Raw genomic sequence first — 22,398 nt, 5'->3', positions numbered from 1 at the left:
GACAGTGTATATAGGTTTCGCAGGCTTCATCTATCACATTGCCGGGCCAAAGAAAGCGATTGAGGATACAATATCGCGGAAAAACACCGGTAAATTAGTGGGCTCGTCGCTCGGATTCGCGGTGCTGGAATCTGAAGAACTTTTCTGCGATCTACATGGGGTGTAGGGGTTATTCCTCCCTTGCGCGTGTGGAAAAGGGAAACAAAGACGCCTTTTAGGTGTCGAATTTTGAAATGTTTTCAATCGAAGGCGTTCCAAATCTAAATAAAAGCCCTTGTTGTCTCTTGCCAAGGCGGGCCAACAGTGGAATCTTGGCGCCGCTGCCCGGGTAACAAAGGGGCAAATAGTTAGAATTAAGGAGAGGGGAGATCTTAATGATCAAGTCCATGCGCATGACAGCTCTCGCAGCAGCGTTGGTTGCAGCCACGTCGCTGACAGCAGCCGCTGAAGTTGTCTATCACCGCGGCAATTCAGCTGATCCAGAAACTCTGGACCAGCACAAAACCTCCACCACCTATGAAGCACACATTCTGCGCGATATGTACGAAGGCCTCGTAGCATATTCTGCAGAAGGCGAAATCATCCCGGGCGCAGCTGAAAGCTGGACTGTTTCCGAAGATGGTCTGGTCTACACTTTCAAAATGCGCCCAGACGCAAAGTGGTCCAACGGCGATCCAGTTGTTGCAGGCGACTTTGAATACTCTCTGCGTCGCATCATGACCCCAGAGACTGGCGCGAAGTACGCGAACGTCCTTTACCCAATCTTCAATGCAGAGAAGGTAAACACCGGCGAGCTGGCTCCTGAAGAGCTGGGTGTTAAGGCGCTCGACGACGCGACACTCGAAATCAAGCTGCAAGCAGCGACGCCTTACTTCATTGATCTGCTGGGTCACCAGACTGGTCTTCCAGTCCACCCTGCAACCGTCGAGAAGTTCGGCAGTGACTTTGTGAAGCCAGAAAACATTGTAACCAATGGTGCCTTTGTTCTTGCAGACTTCACACCAAACGACTCCATCACCGTTGTGAAGAACGAACACTTCCACGACGCTGATAACGTGAAGGTCGACAAGGTCAAGTTCTACCCAACCGAAGATCGTGGCGCTGCTCTGCGTCGCTTCCAGGCTGGCGAACTGCACACCAACAACGACGTTCCGCTCGAGCAGATCGACTTCATCAAGGAAACCTTTGGTGACCAGTTCCACGTAGCGCCATACCTCGGCACATACTACTACGCTGTGAACCATGAGTCTGAAGCAACCAAAGACCCTGAAGTACGTCAGGCTCTTTCCATGGCAATCGACCGTGAGTTCCTCGCAGAGGAAATCTGGGGCGACACCATGGTTGCTGCGTACTCCTTCGTTCCTCCAGGAATTGCAAACTACGGTGAGCCAGCACTGGCTGAGTGGGCCGACATGGACCTCTTGGACCGTGAAGAACTGGCAATGAAGATCCTAGAAGAGAAGGGCTATAGCGAAGCTAACCCACTCGAGATCGAAATCCGCTACAACACCTCTGAAAACCACAAGAACACAGCAGTTGCGATTGCTGACATGTGGAAGCCTCTCGGTGTTGAAGTAACCCTGCTCAACACTGACACCAAGACCCACTATGCGCACCTGCGTGACCGTGGTGACTTCGATGTGGCACGTGCTGGCTGGATTGGTGACTACTCTGACCCACAGAACTTCCTGTTCATGGTTGAGAGTGACAACGTTGGCTTCAACTACGCTCGCTACGAAAACCCAGAATTCGATGCTCTCATGGATGAGGCAGCAGTGACTCTGGATCTTGAAAAGCGCGCTGAAGTTCTGAAGCAGGCAGAAACGCTCTTCATGCGTGACCTGCCATTCATCCCGCTCATGTTCTACGGTTCCAAGAACATCGTAGCGGACAGCGTAAGTGGCTTCGAGGATAACCTGCTGGACATCCACCCAAGCCGCTTCATCTCTATTGCTGAATAACGTAAAGTAAGTTCAGTAGGACCGGCCATGGTGGCACCCACTGTGGCCGGTTCCTTTGTTATCAGGCACTGAACAAAACTATAAACAATTGGAGATACAGGGCCATGCTGCGTTATGTTCTGGGCCGTCTGCTCAGCGCAATACCGACCTTGTTTCTGATTATTACCATTTCCTTCTTCCTCATGCGCATCGCGCCAGGTGGTCCCTTCGATCTGGAGCGTCCGCTCGAAGCTAAGGTAATGGAAAATCTGAACAAGATTTACAATTTGGATAAGTCTCTCTGGGAGCAGTACCTCATCTATTTGAAGAGTGTATTGTCCGGCGATTTCGGGCCGAGCTTCTTCTTCCGAGATTTTTCTATCAATGAACTTTTTGCGCAAAGCCTGCCTATTTCTATGCAGTTGGGTCTTGGTGCGCTCACCCTTGCTCTTGTAATTGGTGGTTTTTTCGGCGTCATTGCTGCCCTTCGGCAGAACAAAGGCGTTGACTACTCCGTCATGACTGCTGCGACGTTCGGTGTGACCATTCCGAACTTCGTGGTCGCGCCCTGCCTGACGCTGGTTCTCGGCGTCTACTGGGGCTGGCTGCCGGTCGGCGGTTGGGGCGGTGGAGCCTTCGTGAACAAGATCCTGCCGGTGGTGACATTGGCGCTGCCACAGATCGCGATTGTTGCACGTCTGACACGCGGCTCAATGATTGAAGCCCTGCGTTCAAACCACGTACGCACTGCCCGTGCCTATGGCTTGTCTGGATACACCATTGTCGTGGTCCACGCACTCCGCGGCGCGATCCTGCCGGTGGTAACCTATCTCGGCCCTGCAGCTGCAGCGCTCCTGACTGGTTCCGTTGTGATCGAGACCATTTTCGGTATCCCGGGCATCGGCCGCTATTTCGTACAAGGCGCTTTGAACCGCGACTACACCCTCGTCATGGGTACCGTAGTTGTTGTGGCTTGTTTCGTTATCCTCTTCAACTTGATCGTGGATCTGCTCTATGCAGTGCTTGATCCGCGCGTTCGCTTCGACTGAGGTTCCCGCAAATGAGTGTTACCTCTACTAATAATAAAGAAACGCCAGAGCTAGGGCGTTCCCTTTGGGACGATGCGAAGGACCGATTGAAGGCCAACCGCGCTGCGGTAACTTCGATCGTTGTTCTGATCTTCATCACGATCTTGTCCATCATTGGTCCTATGTTGGCTCCGCACGAGTACGACGCGGTTTACCGTGACTACGTCAAGGTGCCAGCCAGCCTGGAAGCCTACCCGCGACAGGACCAGATTGAACCTGCATTCATGTCTGTCGCCAAGCGCGCACGACTGAATGTAGAGAGCTATCAGGTTGTTGATGGCAAGGTGGAAGCCGAAGTCACTTCTCGTCGTGAAATTGATGAGCGCAATACCCGTCGCTTCGATCGTTCTGACATCTTCGAAAATACTCAGATCATCAACTACTCTGAGGATCGCAAGAGCGCTACTGTAACTGCTGACGTTCAGTACATGCATTTCTACTTCGGTACGGATGCGAACGGTCGTGACATGCTCACCCGGACTCTGATTGCTGGCCGTGTATCTCTGACAATTGGTTTGCTCGCAACCTTGGTCGCGATTTCCATTGGTGTGATCTACGGTACCGTTTCCGGTTACTTCGGCGGCAAGGTCGATCTGATCATGATGCGCGTGGTAGATATCCTCTACTCACTGCCGTTCATCTTCTTCGTGATCATGCTCGTGGTGTTCTTTGGGCGAAATTTCGTCTTGATGTTTATAGCCGTGGGTGCGGTGGAATGGCTGGATATGGCGCGTATTGTGCGCGGTCAGACGCTTTCCATCAAACGTCAGGAATACGTTCAGGCTGCGGAAGCAATGGGCGTTGAGAGTGGCGGTATCTTGAAGCGTCACATCATCCCGAACACCCTTGGCCCTGTTGTTGTCTACATGACACTTCTGGTACCAAAGGTAATCCTTCTGGAAAGCTTCCTGTCCTTCTTGGGACTGGGCGTTCAGGAGCCAATGACCAGCTGGGGTGTTTTGATCTCAGAAGGTGCGCGTAATCTTCAGGGTGCGCCTTGGATGCTGATCTTCCCATCCCTGTTCCTCACTTCCACGCTGTTTGCGCTGAACTTCATCGGTGATGGTCTGCGCGATGCGTTGGATCCGAAAGATCGATAAGAGGGCTGGATGAGTACAGTAAACGAAAACACTGTTCTTGAAATCGAGAACCTCAAAGTCGATTTCGAGACCAACACCGGCACCGTTAATGCCGTTAAAGGCATCAACATCCACGTCGACAAGGGCGAGACCGTTGCGATCGTGGGCGAGTCCGGCTCTGGTAAAAGCCAGACGATGATGGCGGCCATGGGCCTGCTCGCGTCAAATGGCCGGACCTCAGGCAGCGTGAAGTATGAAGGCAACAACATTCTTGGGTTGTCTTCTCGCAAGCTCAACAAGATCCGTGGCGCGAAGATCACAATGATCTTCCAGGAGCCAATGACATCGCTTGACCCGCTCTACACCATTGAGCGTCAGTTGTGCGAGCCAATGGTCGAGCACGGTGAATATACATGGGCGAGCGCTCGCAAGCGAGCCGTCGAGCTTCTCGAGCTGGTTGGCATTCCTGAGCCTGCACGTAAGGTGAAGGCTTATCCCTATGAAATGTCCGGTGGGCAGCGCCAACGCGTGATGATCGCAATGGCACTGGCAAACGACCCAGACATTCTCATTGCGGACGAACCAACCACCGCACTGGATGTGACCACTCAGGCTCAAATCCTTGACCTGATGGCCGATCTGCAGAAGCGTCTCGGCATGGCTGTCGTCTTCATCACCCACGATCTGGGCATCGTGGAACGGATCTCTGACCGCGTTTACGTGATGCGCCGGGGTGAAGTGGTTGAAGAAGGCAACACCAAAGAGATCTTTGGCAACCCACAGCATGAGTATACGCGCATGTTGTTGGATGCTGAGCCAACAGGGCGCAAAGATCTTGTGCCGGACACAAAGCCTTTGGTGCTGGATGCGACCGACGTTCGTGTGGAGTTTGAGACCGAAAACGGTTTCTTGATGCCAAAACACGTTCTACGGGCCGTAAACGACATCTCTTTGAAGGTGCGTGAAGGTCAGACCCTAGGCATCGTGGGCGAGTCCGGTTCAGGCAAATCCACGCTTGGTCGTGCCGTGCTGCAGTTGCTGCCTTCAAAGGGCCGCGTGGTCTATATGGGCAAGGACATTTCCGGGGCAACGCGGCGTGCAATGCGTCCGCTGCGCAAGGAAATGCAGCTTATCTTCCAGGATCCGTTTGGTTCATTGAGCCCGCGTCTGACGGTAGGCCAGATCATCACGGAAGGCTTGTTGGTTCATGAACCGCACCTTTCCGCTGCTGAGCGTGACCGCTACGCCTGTCAGGCCCTGGAAGAAGTGTCCATGGACCCAAGCATGCGCAACCGCTATCCGCACGAGTTCTCGGGTGGACAGCGTCAGCGTATCGCCATCGCGCGTACCATGGTGTTGAAGCCAAAACTTGTGGTGCTGGATGAGCCAACCTCCGCGCTGGACCGCACAATCCAGAAGCAGGTTGTCGAACTGCTCCGCAAGTTCCAGGACGAACACAACCTGACATACCTCTTCATTTCTCACGATTTGGCTGTTGTGCGTGCCATGTCGGACACCGTCATGGTGATGAAGAAGGGTGTTGTTGTGGAGCAGGGCTCTGCCGCTGAGATCTTCAGCAATCCGCAGGAGGCCTATACCAAGGAACTGGTCGAGGCTGCCGTTCTCAAGCATGACGAGCCTGTTGTTGCTTGAGATCTGATGCAATAGTGAATAAAAACCCGGCCTTGTGCCGGGTTTTTCGTTTGGTGAGAACGCTGCTTGGTCTGCGCCTAAATGCCGGTCCGCTCCAACACACTCCACCAGTTCTTGTGCGCGATCTTCTCGATGAGTTCTTCCCCAAAACCTGCCGTTCGCAAGGCTTCAATGAGGCAGGGCAGGCCACTGGCATCTTTCAGATCTTTCGGCACGCGGCAGCCATCAAAGTCGGAGCCGAGCGCGACCCCATCTTCACCTAGCTTCTCAACAAGATAGGCGGCGTGTCGCACAACAAGGTCCAGCGGTGTGTCTGCACTCCAGCTGCCATCTTCGCGCAGGAAACTAACGGCGAAGTTTATCCCGACTACGCCCTTGCTCTCGGCAATCGCTGCGAGTTGCTTATCCGTCAAGTTGCGGGCATGTGGGCAGATGGCGTGGACGTTGGAATGGGTGGCGACAAGCGGCTTTGTGCTTAAGGCAGCCACGTCCCAAAACCCTTTTTCGGTAATGTGAGACATGTCCAGCATCACGCCCATGTGATTGCAGCGCCTGACCAGCTCCCGTCCCTTTTCAGTGAGGCCAGAGCCCGTATCAGGCGAAGAGTTGAAACGCATTGGGACACCGTCTGCAAAGATGTTCTGACGGCTCCAAACCGGTCCTATGGACCGCAGCCCGGCCTCATAGAGCATATCCAGCGCCGCAAAATCCGGATCAATTGCTTCCGCACCTTCCATGTGAAGCAGGATTGCAAACTTGTCTTGCGCGGCAGTCTCACGGATTTCGCGGGTGGAGCGGCATAGGATGACCTCTCCTTTGGCTGCGCGTTCGATTTGGACGGCCTGCGAAATCAGTTGGCCGGTATAGGCCAGAGCGCTCTCTTGCGGCACACTGGAGAAGTTTGAGGGATCATCGTGGGCTGTGCCCATATCGGCTTTGAGGTCGCGCTGCGAAGGTACCCACAGGGCGAAGAAGCCGCCACACAGGTTGCCTTCTTTTGCGCGCGGCAGATCAATATGATCGTAGTCCACGCGCTCAAAAAAGCTGCGCTCTTTCTTGGTACCGCGATGCATGACGAGTTTCAAAAGCGTATCGTTATGGCCGTCAAAGATCTTTGGTGTTGAAGCAGTCATGCGGGGAGTGGCTCCGGAAGCGAAATGGGAGAGATTGGGTCTGCTCCCAGTTTTTGGTTGGAGCACTCAGTTGTAGCGGAAGCCCTGCCAAAGGCGCAATGCTGTCTTTGGGTGAGAGAATTTCAATAAGCCGGTGAACTTATTGCAAGTTGCCTAGGCCAGAACCGGCACGACCGTATCAATCAGGATTGATACAAAATGGCATATGGCGGCGCTAAGAACGAAACCATGCCAGATGGCGTTCTGATAGGGCAGGGTCTTCCAGACGTAGAATAACGTGCCGACAGTATATAGGCCGCCGCCGACGACCAGAAACACGAACCCTGCAGTTGAAGCTTGCTGATACAGCGGGACAATAGCGAAAATTGCCGCCCATCCGAGCGCGAGATAGATCGGAACGGTGAGCCGCTCAAATCGGTGCATGTGAAAGATCTTGATGGTGGCGCCCGCAACAGCACCCGACCAAACCACGGCGAGCAGAATGGTGCCTGTCCAGCCTCCCAGAACCATCAGGCAGAGCGGCGTGTAAGTGCCGGCAATCATGAGGAAAATCGCCGAGTGATCCAAGCGTCTGAGAATGCCGATACGATTGTCCTTGGCCAAAATGTTGTAGGTAGCCGAGCAGATCAACATGGTCATGAGGCAACCAGCATAAATGAAGATGCTGATCTTTCGCGCCGGGTCTTCATAGGACCAGAGCAAAATGATGAATGCCGTTGTTGCTGCGGCTCCTAGTGCAATGCCCAACACATGAATGATACCATCGGCAATGAGTTCGCCTCTGGTCTCTGTTCTCGGAGTATGTCGGGGAGCAACCGGTATAAGATCTGATCTGGTCATACGTTCATTTAGGCCAAAAACAAGTGGCAGGGGCAACTGCCATTTTCATGAATAGGTCAAACGTCGAGTTTTGATATTGCGCAGCTCTCATGTTGATTTCATGACGAAAGCGTCACCTAGCGGAAGTTTATCCAATGATGGTATCTCACCGGTGAACAATGAGGCATGGCACCATCTCCTGTGGGTATGTGGGCAGGTTTGAGCTGTCATCAACAGGTGGATTAATCTCCCCTCCTCGAATCGTGCCGTTTGCTGGCATAAAGGCTGCGAGCGCACCCAAGCGCAGATTCCAAGGTTTTGAAGTTGAGCTCCCGTGGCAACGCAATGGTACGGACGGCTCTTGCTGTGCCGCGCCGCTCAGGAAATCCTGTTTGGCCGGAGACGGCACGCTATCATTGCCGGTTCCAACGCGCTGCTGAAAGAGAAGGTACATGACAGTTACGATCGAAATGGGGACTAAGCCAAACGGCACTTCTTCAACAATCGATCTGGAAGAATTACTGGCGACGCGCCTTCTGGTTCAGGGTAACTCTGGCTCAGGAAAGTCACATCTGCTGCGACGGTTGATGGAGCAGAGTGCGCCGTGGGTTCAGCAGGTCGTCATCGACCCGGAAGGTGACTTCGTGATGCTGGCGGACCACTTCGGCCACGTGGTTATTGACGCCACCATGAGCGAGCGGGAACTGACCATGATCGCTGCCCGTGTGCGCCAACACCGCATTTCTGTCATCCTGAATATGGAAGAGCTGGAACCGGACAAGCAGTTGAAAGCGGCGGCTGCGTTTCTGAATGGCTTGTTTGATATCGACCGCAACTATTGGTACCCGGTCCTGGTGGTCGTGGATGAAGCGCAGCTGTTTGCACCAAGCGGCGCCGGGGATTACGGCGAAGAAGCGCGCCGCCTGTCTCTGACGGCAATGACCAACCTCATGTGCCGTGGCCGTAAACGCGGCCTTGCCGGGGTAATTGCGACCCAGCGCTTGGCAAAGCTGGCGAAGAATGTTGCTGCGGAAGCAACAAATTTCTTCATGGGCCGTACCTTCCTTGATATCGACATGCAGCGCGCTTCAGACCTGCTCGGTATGGAGCGCCGTCAGGCAGAGCAATTCCGAAACCTGGACCGTGGTCACTTTATCGCCTTGGGGCCGGCAATTTCTCGCCGTCCGGAACGGGCTAAAATTGGCGAGGTGGTCACTTCGGGCCGAAATGGTTCCACCAAGCTCATGCCGCTGCCGGAACAGCAGACCGACAATGCCGCCGAACTTATTTTTACGGCTTCTGAAAATGACCCGGTCCTGCATTCGAACCGCATTGCTGCTCCTTCTGCAAAGGATGTGATGCAGCAGCTCTCGCGCACTGCCGCCGCGCAAATTCAGGCAGCACAGGCTGAGCCGGAAACCGACCCGGAAGACCTCTTCAACCTTGAGGAAAAGAACGCTCAACTGGAAGAAATTCTGGCCAGCATGTTGGAAGATCCCGATGCAGCGTTCCAGCCGGTATCGCAGCTCTATCAGGACTTTCAAGTGCGTTGCCGAATTGAGCGGATCAAGTGCCCAGACCTGCCAAGGTTCCGTCGTCTGCTCTCTGTGGCGCGCGCTGGCGTGGATAAGAAGGAAGTTGCAGAGGGCGACTGGGGGCAGGTGGAGATTGTCGCCTCGCAGTTGCCTGAAGAAATGCGCGGCGTCTATTTGCTGTTGGCGAAAGCCGCGCTTGCCGAGCAACCATGCCCGGCAGATCTGGAAATCGCCAAGGCCTATGGCACCAGGTCTCCGGGGCGAGCCCGCTGGCTTCTGACCCATATGGAAGAGCGCGGTTTCATCATTTGCGCAAGCGACCTCCGCGGTAATCGCATTGTCACTCTGCCGGACTTGGGCCGCCAAACCGCGACAAAACTGGCCTCTTGATAGAGACCGGCTAGCGACCGTCGGCGGTGTCATGGCCGCCGAGCACTGGAACCTTCTCAAAGAACAGTGTCTCTGGTCTGCGCGAACAGGTGGAGCACAAATGGGGCTTGTCTGGTAGCGCATACTTGAGACAACAGGCCTTGCGCCGAGGGGCGTACTCAGTTCGCCCATCGAGTACCCGTTGTCGCCACACAACGCCTGAGTTGATGTCTTTTCCAAGTGCGGGCAGCAATCGCCGCATCAGGGAGGCAACCTCTTGCGGATGCGCGCCATGGCGGCGGGCGACCATGAGGGGGCTTAAGATGGCGAGTGCAACACTTGAGAAGAACACGGGCTTCGGCGTCTTGCGACGTCCAAGCGCTGCGTGGAGGACGTTCACGATGTTCTCGATCGTGATGGAGAGCTGAAACAGTTCTGATGGTCCTTTGTCCGGGTCAAAGTCCACTTCCTCAGGCATAATACGAGGATCCAGAAACAGCTCTATCCACGGCGCTTTGCCTCTTGGAAGGAAGCGCAGTTCGCCAACGCGTGGAGCACGGCCGGTCAAGAGGTAGTTCACGACCATGCGGTTGAGCAGGCTTTGCGCCAAGCTTTTGAGCGCTTGAGAGGCTGCAATCTTTACCGTTGTAGCCCCGCGCTCCTCCATAAAATGTTGAAGAAGTGGCTGGATCCATGCAGAACAGTTGCGCTCAAGGCTGTCGTAGTCGCGAAGCTCTGCCATTGCGGCTATGCCGCTGTAGGGAACAATCAGCCGCTTCTCAAGAAGCGGTCGGGCACCCGGCGCAGAGCGCTCCACCAGCTCAGTAAACCGATAGGGAAGGCTGGCGGCTTCTGGGTTGAACCGCTCATCGTCTTTTTGGTGTTTCGAAGCGTCTGCATACCCTCGCATCAGGGATCCCGGTCGTCTGGCGCGTGTTAATAGCTGGCGAAGGCTGGCTGTGATGCGCACCAGTCTATCTGGTGTCGCCGTGGGTTCGCAAGAGACGCGGGCGGGTTATGGACGGGAGTTCAAAAGCTTCGACTTCAAGGCCTTGCTTGCAAGCCCATTGGCAAGCCATGGGAAGACACGGCGGAACCTCAGGGCCTCGCGCGCCATTTCTTGACCTAAAGTCGGCGCATCGCGGTCGTTCAGTACCATGCCTAGCAATTGGGTTCCGGTGGCACGGATGGCTTCGTAGCTTTGGCTCAGGGTTTCCTCTGTAACAGCCCCAACGAGGCCGATCAGCACGATCCCCTCGCAGGAGGCCGCGCCGATGTTGGATGGAAGCGCTGCCGGATTGGAGCGGGGGATAGGGGGCAGGTCCACCACAATGGCGCGGTATCGGATCAGGTCGCTGTTAAAGGCAATCTTGAGCCGGTCGCGGTCTCGCACTGCCATTGCATCCTTCAAGTCAGCGTGCAGGATCAGCCGGTCATAGGGTTCATCCCCGCCGGTTTGAATGGCCTGACCGGGGCCGGAAAGATGCGGCTGCCACTCCCCCTCACTTGGATCGCCTTCCGCTCGAACGGGTGTTGTGAGATCCACGTAAAGTGTTTTTTGTTCTGCAAGGGCAGAACGTGAGGCGAGGGACTTGGCAAGGCTTGTGGTCCCGCTGTCCCAAGTCGTAGCTGTAACTCCGATGGTCCGTAAACCAAGCCCCAAGCTGGAGGCGTAGATCCGCTCGATCTCAAGGGTTGAAGGGTCAAACATATCCATGGGAGCTGTCCTCCTGCCTGTCGCTAGAGGCCGCTAAACAGCGCAAACACACTGAGTGCAGAGACGATATCCTGAAACTTGTCAAAGACCTGCCGCCAGTTGCTCCGGGAAACGTCCGGTACGAAGATGGTATCACCGGGCCGCACCACCGGCAGCTGCTTCATGTTGCCTGTTTTCGCAAAATCCAGAAGGTTGAACAGGCGGGCTTGATCTCGGCAGCAAGACAGATTCACGATCAAGATCTTCTCGACCAGAGCGTCGGTTTGTGGTCCCCCTGCTTCTGCCAGCAAGTCCAGTATGGTCATGTCACTGGTGTACTCATAGCGCCCCGGCGATCCGACAGCGCCCAATACCCGCACAGTGGTCTCCTTCGGGATTTCCAGCCACTGCCGGTCTTGATCTGGCACATAAATCAGGTCCCCATTGCGCACGTGGGGCAAAATGCTGTCATCCCCTGTTTCCAGATAGAGCGCGAGATTGACCTTGCTGACCACCGCGCCGGGTTCACTGCGATGTGTTACGCGCACATTGCGCAAATCAGCCGAAACGCGGGGGCCATCCGCTGCGTTCAAGATGTCGAGGAAGTGCATCTGGTCGTTGAAAGCGTAGCGGCCCGGCGCACCCACCGCACCCATGATGTAGATTGAATCTTCAGGTGCCTGCCGCACCCATTGAGATTTGTTGTCAGTTGGGTCCTGCGGCAGCTCGGGCACGACGACAATGGAACTGGCTTCAAGCTGTGGCACCTGAGACAGGCTGCCGCCAAACTTCAAGAAGCGGTCGGCGTCAAACCGAACAGTTTGAGCTCTCCCGTCACGGCGATAGACAATCTGCAAGTCGGAAAGGTCCGCCTGCGCGTTTGGTCCGCCTGCCTGCGCGATGATGTCAAAAAGCGTCATCTCGGGGGACCATTCAAACCTACCCGGTTTGTAGACCGCACCGATCACTTCGATTGCCCGTTCGGGCGGCACCTTCAGCCACGATATTTCCTGAGTTTCAGCCTTTTCCGGCACGAAAATCGCGTCGCCTGCGCGGATTTCTGGCAGCACTGTCGTGTCGCCTTCTGTAAACCGTTGAAGGTCTATCATTTCAACACTGCCATCAGCGCGAATGAGGCGGATCTGACGTGTGTCCGAAAACCGGGTCGGGCCACCAGAGTTGGCCAGAAGGTCAATGAACGAGGTGCGCGGGCGATAGGTGAAGGCACCGGGCGCTGCAACTTCGCCCATCACATAAACGTAGCTGTCTCCGGAGAGCGTGTTTTCAGCCATCGGTGGCACAAACACCGTTGCCCCCGGTGCCAGCGCTGGCACGGCATCCAGATTGCCGGTGTCCAGATAGCGTTGAAGATCAAACAACACCGGCTCGCCGCCGCTGAGGACCCGTATATCCTGAATGTTGGCGGAGCCGCTAATGCCGCCCGCTCGCATCAGGTAGTCTACCACTGTGGCTTCCTCATCAAACGAGAAGCTGCCGGGTGTGTTGACCTCACCAAACACTTTGATCGCAGTATTGATGTCGCCGCCATCCCCTCGTTCTGAGAGCGTCCGGCCATCAAACTCTACCTCCACATTGCCTGTAAGCGGGCTGGAGGGCACAAAAACCTCGTCCCCTTCTTCAAGGTCCGGAAGTGCATCAGGGCGGCCGGTATCAAGGTATTCTTTGTAGTTGAATACGATCAGAAGGTCGTTGGCTCGGCGCAGCTGCATCTTGTCAAGTTGGGCCCCTTGGCGCAGCCCGCCAGCTGCGGTTATGGCCTGTTGAATGTTGGCACCAAGGGGAAGGTCAACTTCGCCGGGCGTGTTCACATAGCCCATCACCCGAACCATGAGGCCTTTCAGTTCCTGCTCGCCAGTCCGTCGGTCCGGCACCAGAATGATGGAGCCTGCATCAAGGCGCGGCACTTCAGAAAAGCTGCCACCGCGCTCTAGAAACGCCTCCATGTCAAAGCGTTGGGAGTTGGCCCAGTCGCCGTCCTTGGAGACCACTTGGATATTGGCGATGTCCGCATCGGCGGTGGGGCCACCTGCTTGTGCAACAAGGTCGAACAGGCTCATTTCATTGGCCCATTCGTACCGGCCGGGACTGTTCACGGCTCCGATGATTTCAATGGCACGCTCTGGAGGGGTCTTCAGCCAGGAAGTGTCCTCCACCTCGGTCTTCTCGGGAACAAACAGCGCATCTCCCGGTGCAACGTCAGGCAAATCAACACCGCCGCGCTCAGTAAATGCCACAAGGTCCACCATCTCCACCGTGCCGTCAGACCGGATCAAGCGAATGTTGCGTGTGTCCGCAAACCGTGTCGGACCACCGGCATTGGCCAGAATGTCGATGAAAGTCGCGTCATCCCGGCCCTCGTAGGCACCGGGTTTGGCCACTTCTCCCATCACGTAGATCGTGCTTTGCCCCGCGCGGATTTCGTCCTTTTGCAGTGGCACATAGATGGTCGCTCCGGGCGCGATGTCGACGAGAAAGGTGCTGTTTCCCGTATCCAGATAGCGCTGCATGTTGAAGAGCACAGGGGTGTCACCGTTGATCACCCGGATCTGCTCGACACTGGCAAAGCGGGTCACGCCGCCCGCCCGCATCAAGTAGTCAATAATGGTCGCTCCGTCCCTGTGGGCGAAGTTGGCCGGGTTGTTCACTTCCCCCATCACCTTGATGGAGGTTTGTTCATCTGCGGCGTCTCCGGCTTCCGCAAGCCAGCGGCCATCAAAGTCGATCTGCACATTGCCAATCAACGGGGAGGCCGGGACAAAAATCACATCCTGCGTTTGCAAAGGGGGGATCAAGCGCAGATCGCCCGTGTCCAGATAGCGCTTGTAGTCAAACCGCTCGATGTTGCTCCCCCGGCGCAGCTGGATGCTGTCAAGCTGCGCCCCCTGACGAAGGCCGCCAGCGGCTGCCAACGCAATCTGCACGTTGGCATCTTCGTCAAGAACATATTCTCCGGGCGAGGACACGTATCCAAGAACGGTGACGATCAAATTGCGTTTGAACAGTGAGACGGAAAGCTGATCGAGCTGACGATATGCACGGGAGAGAGTGCCACGTATGGCCTCCAGTGCTTCAGGCAGGGTCATGCCTGTGATGCTCACTTCTCCCACTTCCGGCAGATTGATTGTGCCGTTGTTCTGGATGGTGAACGGCTCATCAAAACCGGCTTCGCCGGGAAGAAAGATTGTTATCTGATCTCCAACTTGCAAAGGTGCATTGTCTGGCAAGTCTTGCGCCTTCAACGTTGAAGCAAAGAGCAGAACAAGCAAGACCGAGACGCAGCGGACAAGCACTTTCATGACCGCACCGCCGTGTGGCCAGCTTGTTCAAGCCGGTTCAGTTTCTTTTCAATGATCTGAAGCTGGAACCACAGGAGTGCAAGATCTTCTTCCGCATCATAGGCAAGGCCGCCAGCCGCAGCTTGCTTGGCTTTGACCAGTTGCGCCCGAGCACGCTTCATGTCCACAGCCGCCCAGCGGTCGGCGCCACGGCGCTCCAGATCAGTTAAGATGATCTCATAGGAGCGGATAGAGCGCTGGTCTGTTGTAAAGCGTTCGGCAGCGCCACCGGAGCCGGAATCGGGCCACCAGGTGCAACCGGGTGTCATGGAGACTAAGAGAATAAGCGCAGCCCATCGCAGCGCCATGGGCCATGACACCCGAGTCCGGTTCATGCGGCTGCATCACCCTCCACAGTAATCCTGTTGGTCAGTTTCAAGTGTTTCAACAGCCTGAGAGGCTGACCTGAAACGTGGACAAGTTTCAACTCACAGCCAGCCATGCTGAGCCGCTTGAAAAGAAACACAATCGCACCGATTCCAGAGGAATCGATGAAGGTCGTCTCGGCCAGATCCAGTGTCACATCTGTTTTCTTGTTGGCGAGGCTGTCGAGCGTATCGCGCATGCGGTCAATTTCGGCTGCATCCATATCTTTAGGCATGGAAATCACTTCGGCCATTATTCAGATCCTTGTTGTTATTTGCCGACCATGGTCCCGTGTACGCGGGGCACTACGCCAATCATCTAGCAATTCCCATGCCCGGGAAAACCGCAGGAATTCGGGGCGTTAGCTATGACACTGGCAATTTTTAGAGGCATTCTTTGCAAATAGCGAAGATCTATAGCGCGGCGCAAATCCCGCACATTTTCGAGGGGGTTTCGATTGGCACGAGCGTTGCGAAGTAGTTGGGGAACCGCGTCCTAGCGCATCTCAGGATCCCAACGAATGACAATAAGAGCGATCCATATCATTCAAAAACTTGCCCCCGGCGGCATCGAGCTGCTGGTGATGCGTTTATGTGCAGCCAATCCTGCGCACACCCGTGTTTACGTCTTGGAAGGAGCGCCAGAAGCGGGCACTGCGGGCCTTGCACTTGCGCAGCGCTACGGTGTTGAGCCTGTTTACTTCGACAAGAACAACGGTTGGGATTTGTCGGTTGTCGGGAAACTTCGCCGAGCCTTGAAGCGGGACAAACCGGCGGCAGTTTTCACACATCATATCGGTCCGTTACTTTACGGGGGCCTGGCCGCCCGTCTGGTGCGCGTGCCCCACATCATGCAGGTCGAGCATGATGCCTGGCACCTACGCGATGGCCGCCAACTGTTCTTGACCAAGGCAGCTTTCCAGCTGCTTCGGCCCATCGTTACCGCTGTCAGCCTCCCGGTCGCGAAAGAAGTAGAGCGTCTCACGGGTAAGAAGAAGGTCTACGTCATCCCAAATGGGGTGGACATGACTGTTTTCTGTCCCGGGGACAAACGTGCGGCCAGAGAAAAGTTCGGTTTGCCAGAGCGGTCGCGTCTCATTGGAGGCGTCGGACGTCTTGAAAGGGTCAAGGGGTTTGATGTGCTTCTTGATGCCATCAGCCATCTTCCCGAGAGCTTCCATCTGGCCCTTGCTGGTGATGGCACCGAGCGCGAAGCGCTTGAAGCGCAAGCCGCTGCGCTGGGGATCAATCACCGCGTGACTTTCCTTGGCAATGTGGCGGAAGTGAATGCCTTGATGCCCGCTTTTGATGTGTTGGCGGTGCCATCCCGAGAGGAAGGGCTGCCGCTCACAGTTATTGAGGCTCAGGCCGCAAACGTTCCTGTCGTCGCGACCCGAGTAGGAGCCCTGCCGGATGCAGTATGTCCAGAGGCCAGTCAGGTTGTGCCGCCGGAAGATGAAAGTGCGCTCGCCACAGCGCTCCTGATCCAGTCAGAAGCGCCACAAACCGATGCACCTGTAAAATTCGTGCGCCGCCGTTTTGATTGGCGCGACACGCTGAGTGCTTACGACTCTCTAGCTCAAGGGGTACCGCTTTGACCGCAGAACTCGTTGCCCTCGGTTCCGGCGCTTTGATGGCCTATCACGGTCTGGTTTATCCGGCTGTTCTTCGGCAAATGGCGTCACGTTCAGAACCACGCCAGCCAAAGTTTCAGAAGGTAGATCGCACTCAGCCGCCAAGCATCGAGGTGATCATCCCGGCTTACAACGAGGCGCCGGGCATTGCGGCAAAACTGCGCAACTGCGCTCAACTGGACTATCCAGCAGGCCAGCTCAAGGTTTCGATCATTTTTGATGGCTGCACCGATGAGACATATCCCATTGCCAAGAGAACCTTGAAAGAGCTTCAGGACGAGGGCCTCTCAACCGCTGCGCTCTCACTCAGCGAATGGCACTACAACCGCGGCAAAGTCGCCGTTCTCAATCAGGCCATTTCTGAAAGCACGGCTGACATCATTGTCCTGACGGATGTTTCTGCAGTTGTTGAACCGGATGCGCTCTGGCGCGTCGCGGACGAGTTTGCAGATCCCGATGTCGGCGTGGTTTGCGCCACCTATGAACTGGAGACCGAAGATAGCGGAGAACATGCCTACTGGTCCTATCAACGCTGGTTGAAGGAGGCGGAGGCCTCCGTGGCCGCTCCTTTCGGCGCTCACGGTGCATTTTATGCCATCCGCCGCTCCGCCTGGCGGGCCATTCCTCCATCCACGATCAACGACGATGTGCTCATCCCCATGCAGATCGTCGAGGATGGCTATCGCGCCATCTACGATCTATCGCTAGTTGCCACAGAAACAGAGGCCGCCAGCCGCGAGACCGATTTGCGCCGCCGGCTGCGCATTGGCGCGGGAAACCTGCAGCAGGCCATTTGGCTTTGGCGCCTTGCTGATCTCAAGAAACCGGCCTTGGCTTTTATCTATCTGTCAGGCAAGGGGCTGCGGGCCTTCACGCCGATCCTGATGGTTGCGTTCCTGCTCTCCTGTGCCGTGCTTGCGCTGCAAGGCGCGCTGCTGGCTCAGCTGGTAATGGCGGGCGTTCTTGTCGCGATGGCGGTCAATATCTATGAGGCGGTAACAGACGGCGATCTTCCCAAACTGCTGCGCCCCTTTTCTGCTGTTGGTTATGCGCTGGGCGGTCAGGTGGCGGCGTTTCTCGGCTGCTGTCAGTATGTTTTTGGAGCCCGCAAACCTTGGCGCCGCGCGGCGGACAACACTGGCGTGCCTGACTTCATTCATCCACTTGCCAGAATGGGAAAACGGGTGATGGACGTCACCCTCGCTGTGGCAGCGTTTGTTGTGATGGCGATCCTGTTTGTTCCTCTGGCGATAATCATCAAGTTGGATTCCCCGGGCCCGATCTTCTATCGCCAGTACCGTGTTGGCGAGCGCCTGCCAGACCGCACCAACCTGTTCTTGCTGACCAAGTTCCGCAGTATGCGCACAGACGCCGAAAAGCACGGCGCGCAGTGGGCAACAAAAGGAGATCCTCGCGTCACACGGATCGGCCGTTTCCTGCGCAAGTCTCGGTTGGACGAGCTGCCCCAGTGCCTCAATGTGCTGAGAGGTGAAATGTCCGTTGTGGGCCCGCGTCCGGAACGTCCTGTGTTCTTTGAACGGCTTGAGGATCAAATCCCGTTTTACATCGAGCGTACCTATGGTTTGCGCCCCGGCATTACGGGCCTTGCTCAAGTCGAGCAGGGCTACGATGAGGATGTTGAAGATGTGCGCTCCAAGGTCATGCACGATCACGCCTACGCCATGCAGCTTGTTACCCCTTGGGAATGGTTCAAGACAGACCTCTCCATCATCCTGCGAACATTCGTTGTGATGGTGACGGGTCGCGGTCAGTAAAAGGAGAAACCGCCGATGCTTCCTCTGCAAAAGAACATTGTTTTTGGTGCTGTGGCTGCCTGCGCACTCTCATTGTTCGCGCTCTCCAGCGACGCGGAAGAGCTGAGCGCGCCCAACGGTCCGGTCATCCTTGTGGTGAGCGGCGACATTGACAAGACAACCGATGGGGCGGTTGCCAAGTTCGACCGTGACGCACTGGCGTCCCTCGGCTCTCAAACCGTTCTGACCCACACCACCTGGACGGACGGCAGACAGCGGTTCGATGGCACGCGCATCAGCGATATCCTGGAACGCGTTGGGGCCAATGGCACCAAGGTGGAAGCAGTGGCGCTCAACGATTACCGGGTTGAGTTGGATGTTTCCGAACTCAAAGAGTATCCGGTTATTCTCGCAGCGGAAATGAACGGCAAGCCGTTAAGCGTTCGCGACAAGGGCCCGCTCTGGGTCGTTTACCCCAAAGATCAGCACCCTTTAGTCTCCGAGGACCACAAGTGGATCTGGCAGGTTAGGGAGCTCCACGTCAAATGATGAAGCATTTTTCCGCGCGCGGGCGCATCGTCGTAATCAGTTTGTTTCTGCTCTTCTGCGGCCTGGTAGGGCTAACCGGCTACACGGCCTTCAAGTATGAGCAAGTGGAGCAGAAACTCACGCGCACCGTCACGGAAAATGCCGTCTGGACCGCAGCTCAGACCGAGCTGGATTTGGCTCGTTTTTTGAACGCCCTTGATGGTTTCATGTTGGGCAATGACAGCATAAGTCAGGCCGACATGCTGCTGCGCTTCGACCTGCTTTGGAGCCGCATGGAGCTTTACAAGACCGGGCGTCTGAAGCAGGAGATCACGTCAATAATGGGTCTTCAGGGCGTCGTTGGAAGTCTTGAAAAAACACTGATAGACGTTGAAGGCGCAGTACGGCAATTGCAGGCCGACGATCTGGCCACCTATCTGCAGATCAGAGAGCGCTTCAACCCCTATCCTCAGAACTTGCGGGACGTGACGCTGGCAAGCCTTCGCTGGGATATCGAGCAGCGTCTGCGCGTCAAGAACGAGATGAGCGAAATGCTGCAAAAACTCGTCTGGTTCAGCGGATTGGCTATCGCCTCGCTCATGGGCCTCATGGGCTTCTTGGTGTACTATGAGATGCACACCAACAAGCTTCTTCGGAAAACCCTTGAGGCGCAGGAGAAGGCCAGCTCCGCCCGTCAACGCCTTTCCGATGCTGTTGAGAACATCAACGAGGGCTTCCTGTTATGTGATGCACAAGACCGTGTTGTGCTCTGGAACCAGAAGTTCACCCATATCTACAAGATCTCCGCAGCTGCGTTGCGCGCAGGTGTCCCCTACATGGATGTCCTGAAATACGGTGCGGAAAACAACGAGTTTGACCTGCAAGGCCAGGGCTTGGCCCAGTGGCTGGAGCATCGTCAGCAGTCGCGGCGCAAGCCGGTCGCTACCTATGAAATGAAGCTGAGCGATGGGCGCTGGGTGCGGATTTCAGACAAGCACACCGAAGATGGCGGGATCGTTAGCATCCGCACCGATATCACAGAGATGAAACGCCGGGAAGCCGAACTGGAACACGCCCGAGAACACGTGAGCCAACAGGCAGATCAGCTCTCCAGAATGGCCAAGGAAGCCGAGCACGCCCGCAGCATATTGGATGATGCGGTGAACAGTCTGGACGAGTGCCTTGTCCTGTTCGACCGGACGGACAGGCTTATCTTGTGCAATCGTCGCTTCCGCGAGCTGTTCGGAGACAAGGCCGAGCGTATTCGCCGCGGCATGACCTATGAAGAAACGATCCGCCTTGCCGTTGAAGCACGCGTATATCCAAAGCCCGACGATTTGGAGGCTTTCATCAGTGAGCGCATGAAAAAACGCCGCAGCGCTTTGGCATCCGATCAGGTTCACTACCGCCATCAGGAGCCCACGGCCAATGGCCGCTGGATGCAACTCTCAACGCAACGCACAAGCACTGGCGGGATGGTTTCTGTCTTCACGGACATTACGGAGGCTAAGAGCCGCGCGCTGGAAATCCAAAGCGCCAATGAACGTTTGGAAAAGCAAGCCGTACAGCTTAAGGATCTGGCGGAGAAAGCCCAAACGGCCAGCCGTGCCAAATCCGAGTTCCTCTCCATGATCTCCCATGAGATCCGCACGCCCCTCAACGCCATCATGGGGTTCGCTTCCCTGCTTTCGGACAGCGACTTGAAATCTGATCAACGCAGATTTACCGCCGAAATACAGCAGTCTGGTCAGCGTCTGTTGGGTCTCATATCAGACACGATCGACTTCTCCGATCTGGACTCTGGCAAAATCAAGCTCAACTATCGCCCGTTCGATTTACAGCGCCTCGTGAACAAGAGCTTGCGCCTTGCTGAAGATGCGGTTGGCGACAAGGATGTGGAAGTTGACCTGAATCTGCCAGCTGATCTGCCGCGCATCTACAAGGGAGATGCCGGGAGAATTGGTCAGGTGCTCACCCACTTCATGAGCAACGCAGCCAAGTTTACCAAACAAGGGCATGTGACCCTAGCTGTTGAAGGCATTGGCATCCATGAAGGCAAGCGCCGTTTGCGGTTTACGGTCCACGATACCGGTTCCGGGATTGCATTGGATGTTCAAAAGCAGCTGTTCTTGCCATTTGAGCGCAAGCGGCAGGATAGAGATCTGACAGAGCCCGGTGCCGGACTTGGGCTCGTCATCTGCAAGCGACTTGTCAACCTGATGAAAGGTGAGATCGGCTTCGAGAGCACTGTCGGTTTCGGCTCCCAGTTCTGGTTCGAAATCGAGCTGGAAGCCATGGAAGGTGAGGCGGCGGAAAATGACCCTGAGTGGAAGGGCATTCAGGGCACGCTTGACCTTGAACAACCTGCCGAGCCCGTGCGCCTCAAGATATTGGTCGCCGAAGATACGCCCGCAAGTCAGCTGGTCATCAAAACCGCATTGGAAAAACGCGGGCACATTGTAACCACCGCGCAGGACGGAGTAGAGGCGCTGGAGGCGGTCGGACGCCGTGATTTTGACCTTATTTTGATGGACATGCAGATGCCCAACATGGATGGCATGACCGCGACCCGGAAAATCCGGGAGATGGGTCTGCCGATGTCTGCAACGCCAATCTATGCACTGTCAGCACAGGCGATGGCAGCAGACAAGGAAGCTGCTTTTGCAGCTGGTCTGACAGGTTACCTCACCAAGCCCATAAGCTGGGAGGAGCTGGACAGCGTATTGGCAGTGGTGCGTCAAAGCGTTGCCAAGCGGGAAGACCAAGACAGTGAAAAGTATGTCGAGAAGGCAGAGCTGCCCGCCAACATTCTGCCGCCGACCGCAGAAAACGAGGAAGTCCAACCGGATATTTTTGCGCTGCCCGACGATGGCTGGAAAAAGGAACTCAGCCGTCTGGAGGCTCTGCTTGAAGATGACGATCTGGCGGCCCCCGCCGGGGAAGGAATTCTAATGGTACATGCCCAAAAGCAAGAAGAAAAAAGCTACGAATCCTCGAAGACCCGGACTGGCGAGGCCAATAGCGGCAAGAAATCATCGACCATTGATCAGCAGACCTTGAATGATATCGTCGAGGCTGTCGGTGAGGATGTTTTTGCCAGCCTGCTGAGTACATTCTTTACCAACTCGGAAGAACTTTTTGACCAGTTCAACATGTGCATTGAGACTGGCGATATTGAGCAGCTACGAAAGACCGCCCATAGATTTTCAGGGCTCATGTCCCAATTCGGCGCATTGGAGGCAGCAAAAATTGCATCCGAAGTAGAAAATGAACCGGATCAGGAAGTTCTTTTAGAATTGGCTAGTGAATTTATACAGTCAGCAGGAACTGCAGTTTCAGAACTCAAGAAATTACCCTACGTTAAATTCGAATTGACGGAGGTTGCGTCCTCTTCTTAACGTCGGCATCTGAACTTGCTGGCGCATTTTTGCCAGATGCAACCTTGTTGT

The 22,398-nt window shown here is 55.6% G+C and carries 16 protein-coding genes; 9 read left to right on the top strand and 7 right to left on the bottom strand.

The annotated features are described in order from the left end of the window. Positions 1-374 precede the first annotated feature (374 nt). The 4 genes from PUV47_RS04865 (at position 375) to PUV47_RS04850 (ending at position 5,760) form a co-directional block, all read left to right on the top strand. Entirely contained in the window at positions 375-1,961 is a 1,587-nt protein-coding gene (locus PUV47_RS04865; protein ID WP_274217347.1) for a peptide ABC transporter substrate-binding protein, read from the top strand. A 104-nt stretch (positions 1,962-2,065) separates the two neighbouring features. Beyond that, complete coding sequence (gene oppB, locus PUV47_RS04860) at positions 2,066-2,989, top strand: oligopeptide ABC transporter permease OppB (protein ID WP_274217346.1); 924 nt, start codon at positions 2,066-2,068, stop codon at positions 2,987-2,989. An 11-nt stretch (positions 2,990-3,000) separates the two neighbouring features. Beyond that, on the top strand, positions 3,001-4,128 hold the full coding sequence (locus PUV47_RS04855; protein ID WP_274217345.1) for an ABC transporter permease subunit: 1,128 nt from the start codon (positions 3,001-3,003) through the stop codon (positions 4,126-4,128). A 9-nt stretch (positions 4,129-4,137) separates the two neighbouring features. Beyond that, a complete protein-coding gene (locus PUV47_RS04850; RefSeq protein WP_274217344.1) occupies positions 4,138-5,760 on the top strand; it encodes an ABC transporter ATP-binding protein in 1,623 nt (540 codons plus the stop codon). Between the two features lie 77 nt (positions 5,761-5,837). Here PUV47_RS04850 and PUV47_RS04845 read toward each other — a convergent pair whose 3' ends face one another. Together PUV47_RS04845 and trhA are read right to left on the bottom strand one after the other, a co-directional pair. Then, positions 5,838-6,893, bottom strand: coding sequence for a dipeptidase (locus tag PUV47_RS04845; protein WP_274217343.1), 1,056 nt, complete (start codon positions 6,891-6,893; stop codon positions 5,838-5,840). Positions 6,894-7,046: 153 nt separating this feature from the next. Continuing rightward, complete coding sequence (gene trhA / locus PUV47_RS04840; protein ID WP_274217342.1) at positions 7,047-7,733, bottom strand: PAQR family membrane homeostasis protein TrhA; 687 nt, start codon at positions 7,731-7,733, stop codon at positions 7,047-7,049. Between the two features lie 431 nt (positions 7,734-8,164). Between trhA and PUV47_RS04835 the strand changes: the two genes are divergently transcribed. Next, positions 8,165-9,637 carry an ATP-binding protein gene (locus PUV47_RS04835; protein ID WP_274217341.1) on the top strand — a complete coding sequence of 491 codons (1,473 nt, stop codon included), beginning with the start codon at positions 8,165-8,167 and terminating at the stop codon, positions 9,635-9,637. Positions 9,638-9,647: 10 nt separating this feature from the next. On the opposite strand, the gene PUV47_RS04830 is transcribed toward PUV47_RS04835, so the two are convergent. From PUV47_RS04830 to PUV47_RS04810, 5 genes are all read right to left on the bottom strand, one after another. Further along, a complete protein-coding gene (locus tag PUV47_RS04830; protein ID WP_274217340.1) occupies positions 9,648-10,526 on the bottom strand; it encodes a hypothetical protein in 879 nt (292 codons plus the stop codon). A gap of 105 nt (positions 10,527-10,631) precedes the next feature. Beyond that, on the bottom strand, positions 10,632-11,333 hold the full coding sequence (locus PUV47_RS04825) for a hypothetical protein (protein ID WP_274217339.1): 702 nt from the start codon (positions 11,331-11,333) through the stop codon (positions 10,632-10,634). Positions 11,334-11,356: 23 nt separating this feature from the next. Beyond that, positions 11,357-14,629, bottom strand: coding sequence for a polysaccharide biosynthesis/export family protein (locus tag PUV47_RS04820; RefSeq protein ID WP_274217338.1), 3,273 nt, complete (start codon positions 14,627-14,629; stop codon positions 11,357-11,359). Beyond that, positions 14,626-15,003 (bottom strand): hypothetical protein, encoded by a 378-nt coding sequence (locus PUV47_RS04815; RefSeq protein WP_274217337.1) that lies wholly within the window; start codon positions 15,001-15,003, stop codon positions 14,626-14,628. Before PUV47_RS04815 ends, PUV47_RS04820 begins: the two co-directional genes overlap by 4 nt. Next, positions 15,000-15,287 carry an STAS domain-containing protein gene (locus PUV47_RS04810; RefSeq protein WP_274217336.1) on the bottom strand — a complete coding sequence of 96 codons (288 nt, stop codon included), beginning with the start codon at positions 15,285-15,287 and terminating at the stop codon, positions 15,000-15,002. The genes PUV47_RS04815 and PUV47_RS04810 overlap by 4 nt, the downstream gene beginning before the upstream one ends. A 267-nt stretch (positions 15,288-15,554) precedes the next feature. On the opposite strand from PUV47_RS04810, the gene PUV47_RS04805 reads away from it, so the two are divergent. From PUV47_RS04805 to PUV47_RS04790, 4 genes are read left to right on the top strand one after another with little or no spacing between them, the layout of a single operon-like run. Further along, positions 15,555-16,631, top strand: coding sequence for a glycosyltransferase (locus tag PUV47_RS04805; protein ID WP_274217335.1), 1,077 nt, complete (start codon positions 15,555-15,557; stop codon positions 16,629-16,631). Next, positions 16,628-18,442, top strand: coding sequence for a sugar transferase (locus PUV47_RS04800; RefSeq protein WP_274217334.1), 1,815 nt, complete (start codon positions 16,628-16,630; stop codon positions 18,440-18,442). The genes PUV47_RS04805 and PUV47_RS04800 overlap by 4 nt, the downstream gene beginning before the upstream one ends. A gap of 15 nt (positions 18,443-18,457) precedes the next feature. Then, on the top strand, positions 18,458-18,970 hold the full coding sequence (locus PUV47_RS04795) for a molybdopterin-dependent oxidoreductase (protein WP_274217333.1): 513 nt from the start codon (positions 18,458-18,460) through the stop codon (positions 18,968-18,970). Continuing rightward, positions 18,967-22,347 (top strand): PAS-domain containing protein, encoded by a 3,381-nt coding sequence (locus PUV47_RS04790; protein ID WP_274217332.1) that lies wholly within the window; start codon positions 18,967-18,969, stop codon positions 22,345-22,347. Before PUV47_RS04795 ends, PUV47_RS04790 begins: the two co-directional genes overlap by 4 nt. Positions 22,348-22,398: the final 51 nt, after the last annotated feature.

Source organism: Pseudovibrio exalbescens, assembly GCF_028737195.1.
Classification (GTDB): Bacteria; Pseudomonadota; Alphaproteobacteria; order Rhizobiales; family Stappiaceae; genus Pseudovibrio; species Pseudovibrio zosterae.
The sequence above is the reverse complement of the archived record's forward strand: the minus strand, read 5'-3'. Positions and strand labels throughout refer to the sequence as shown.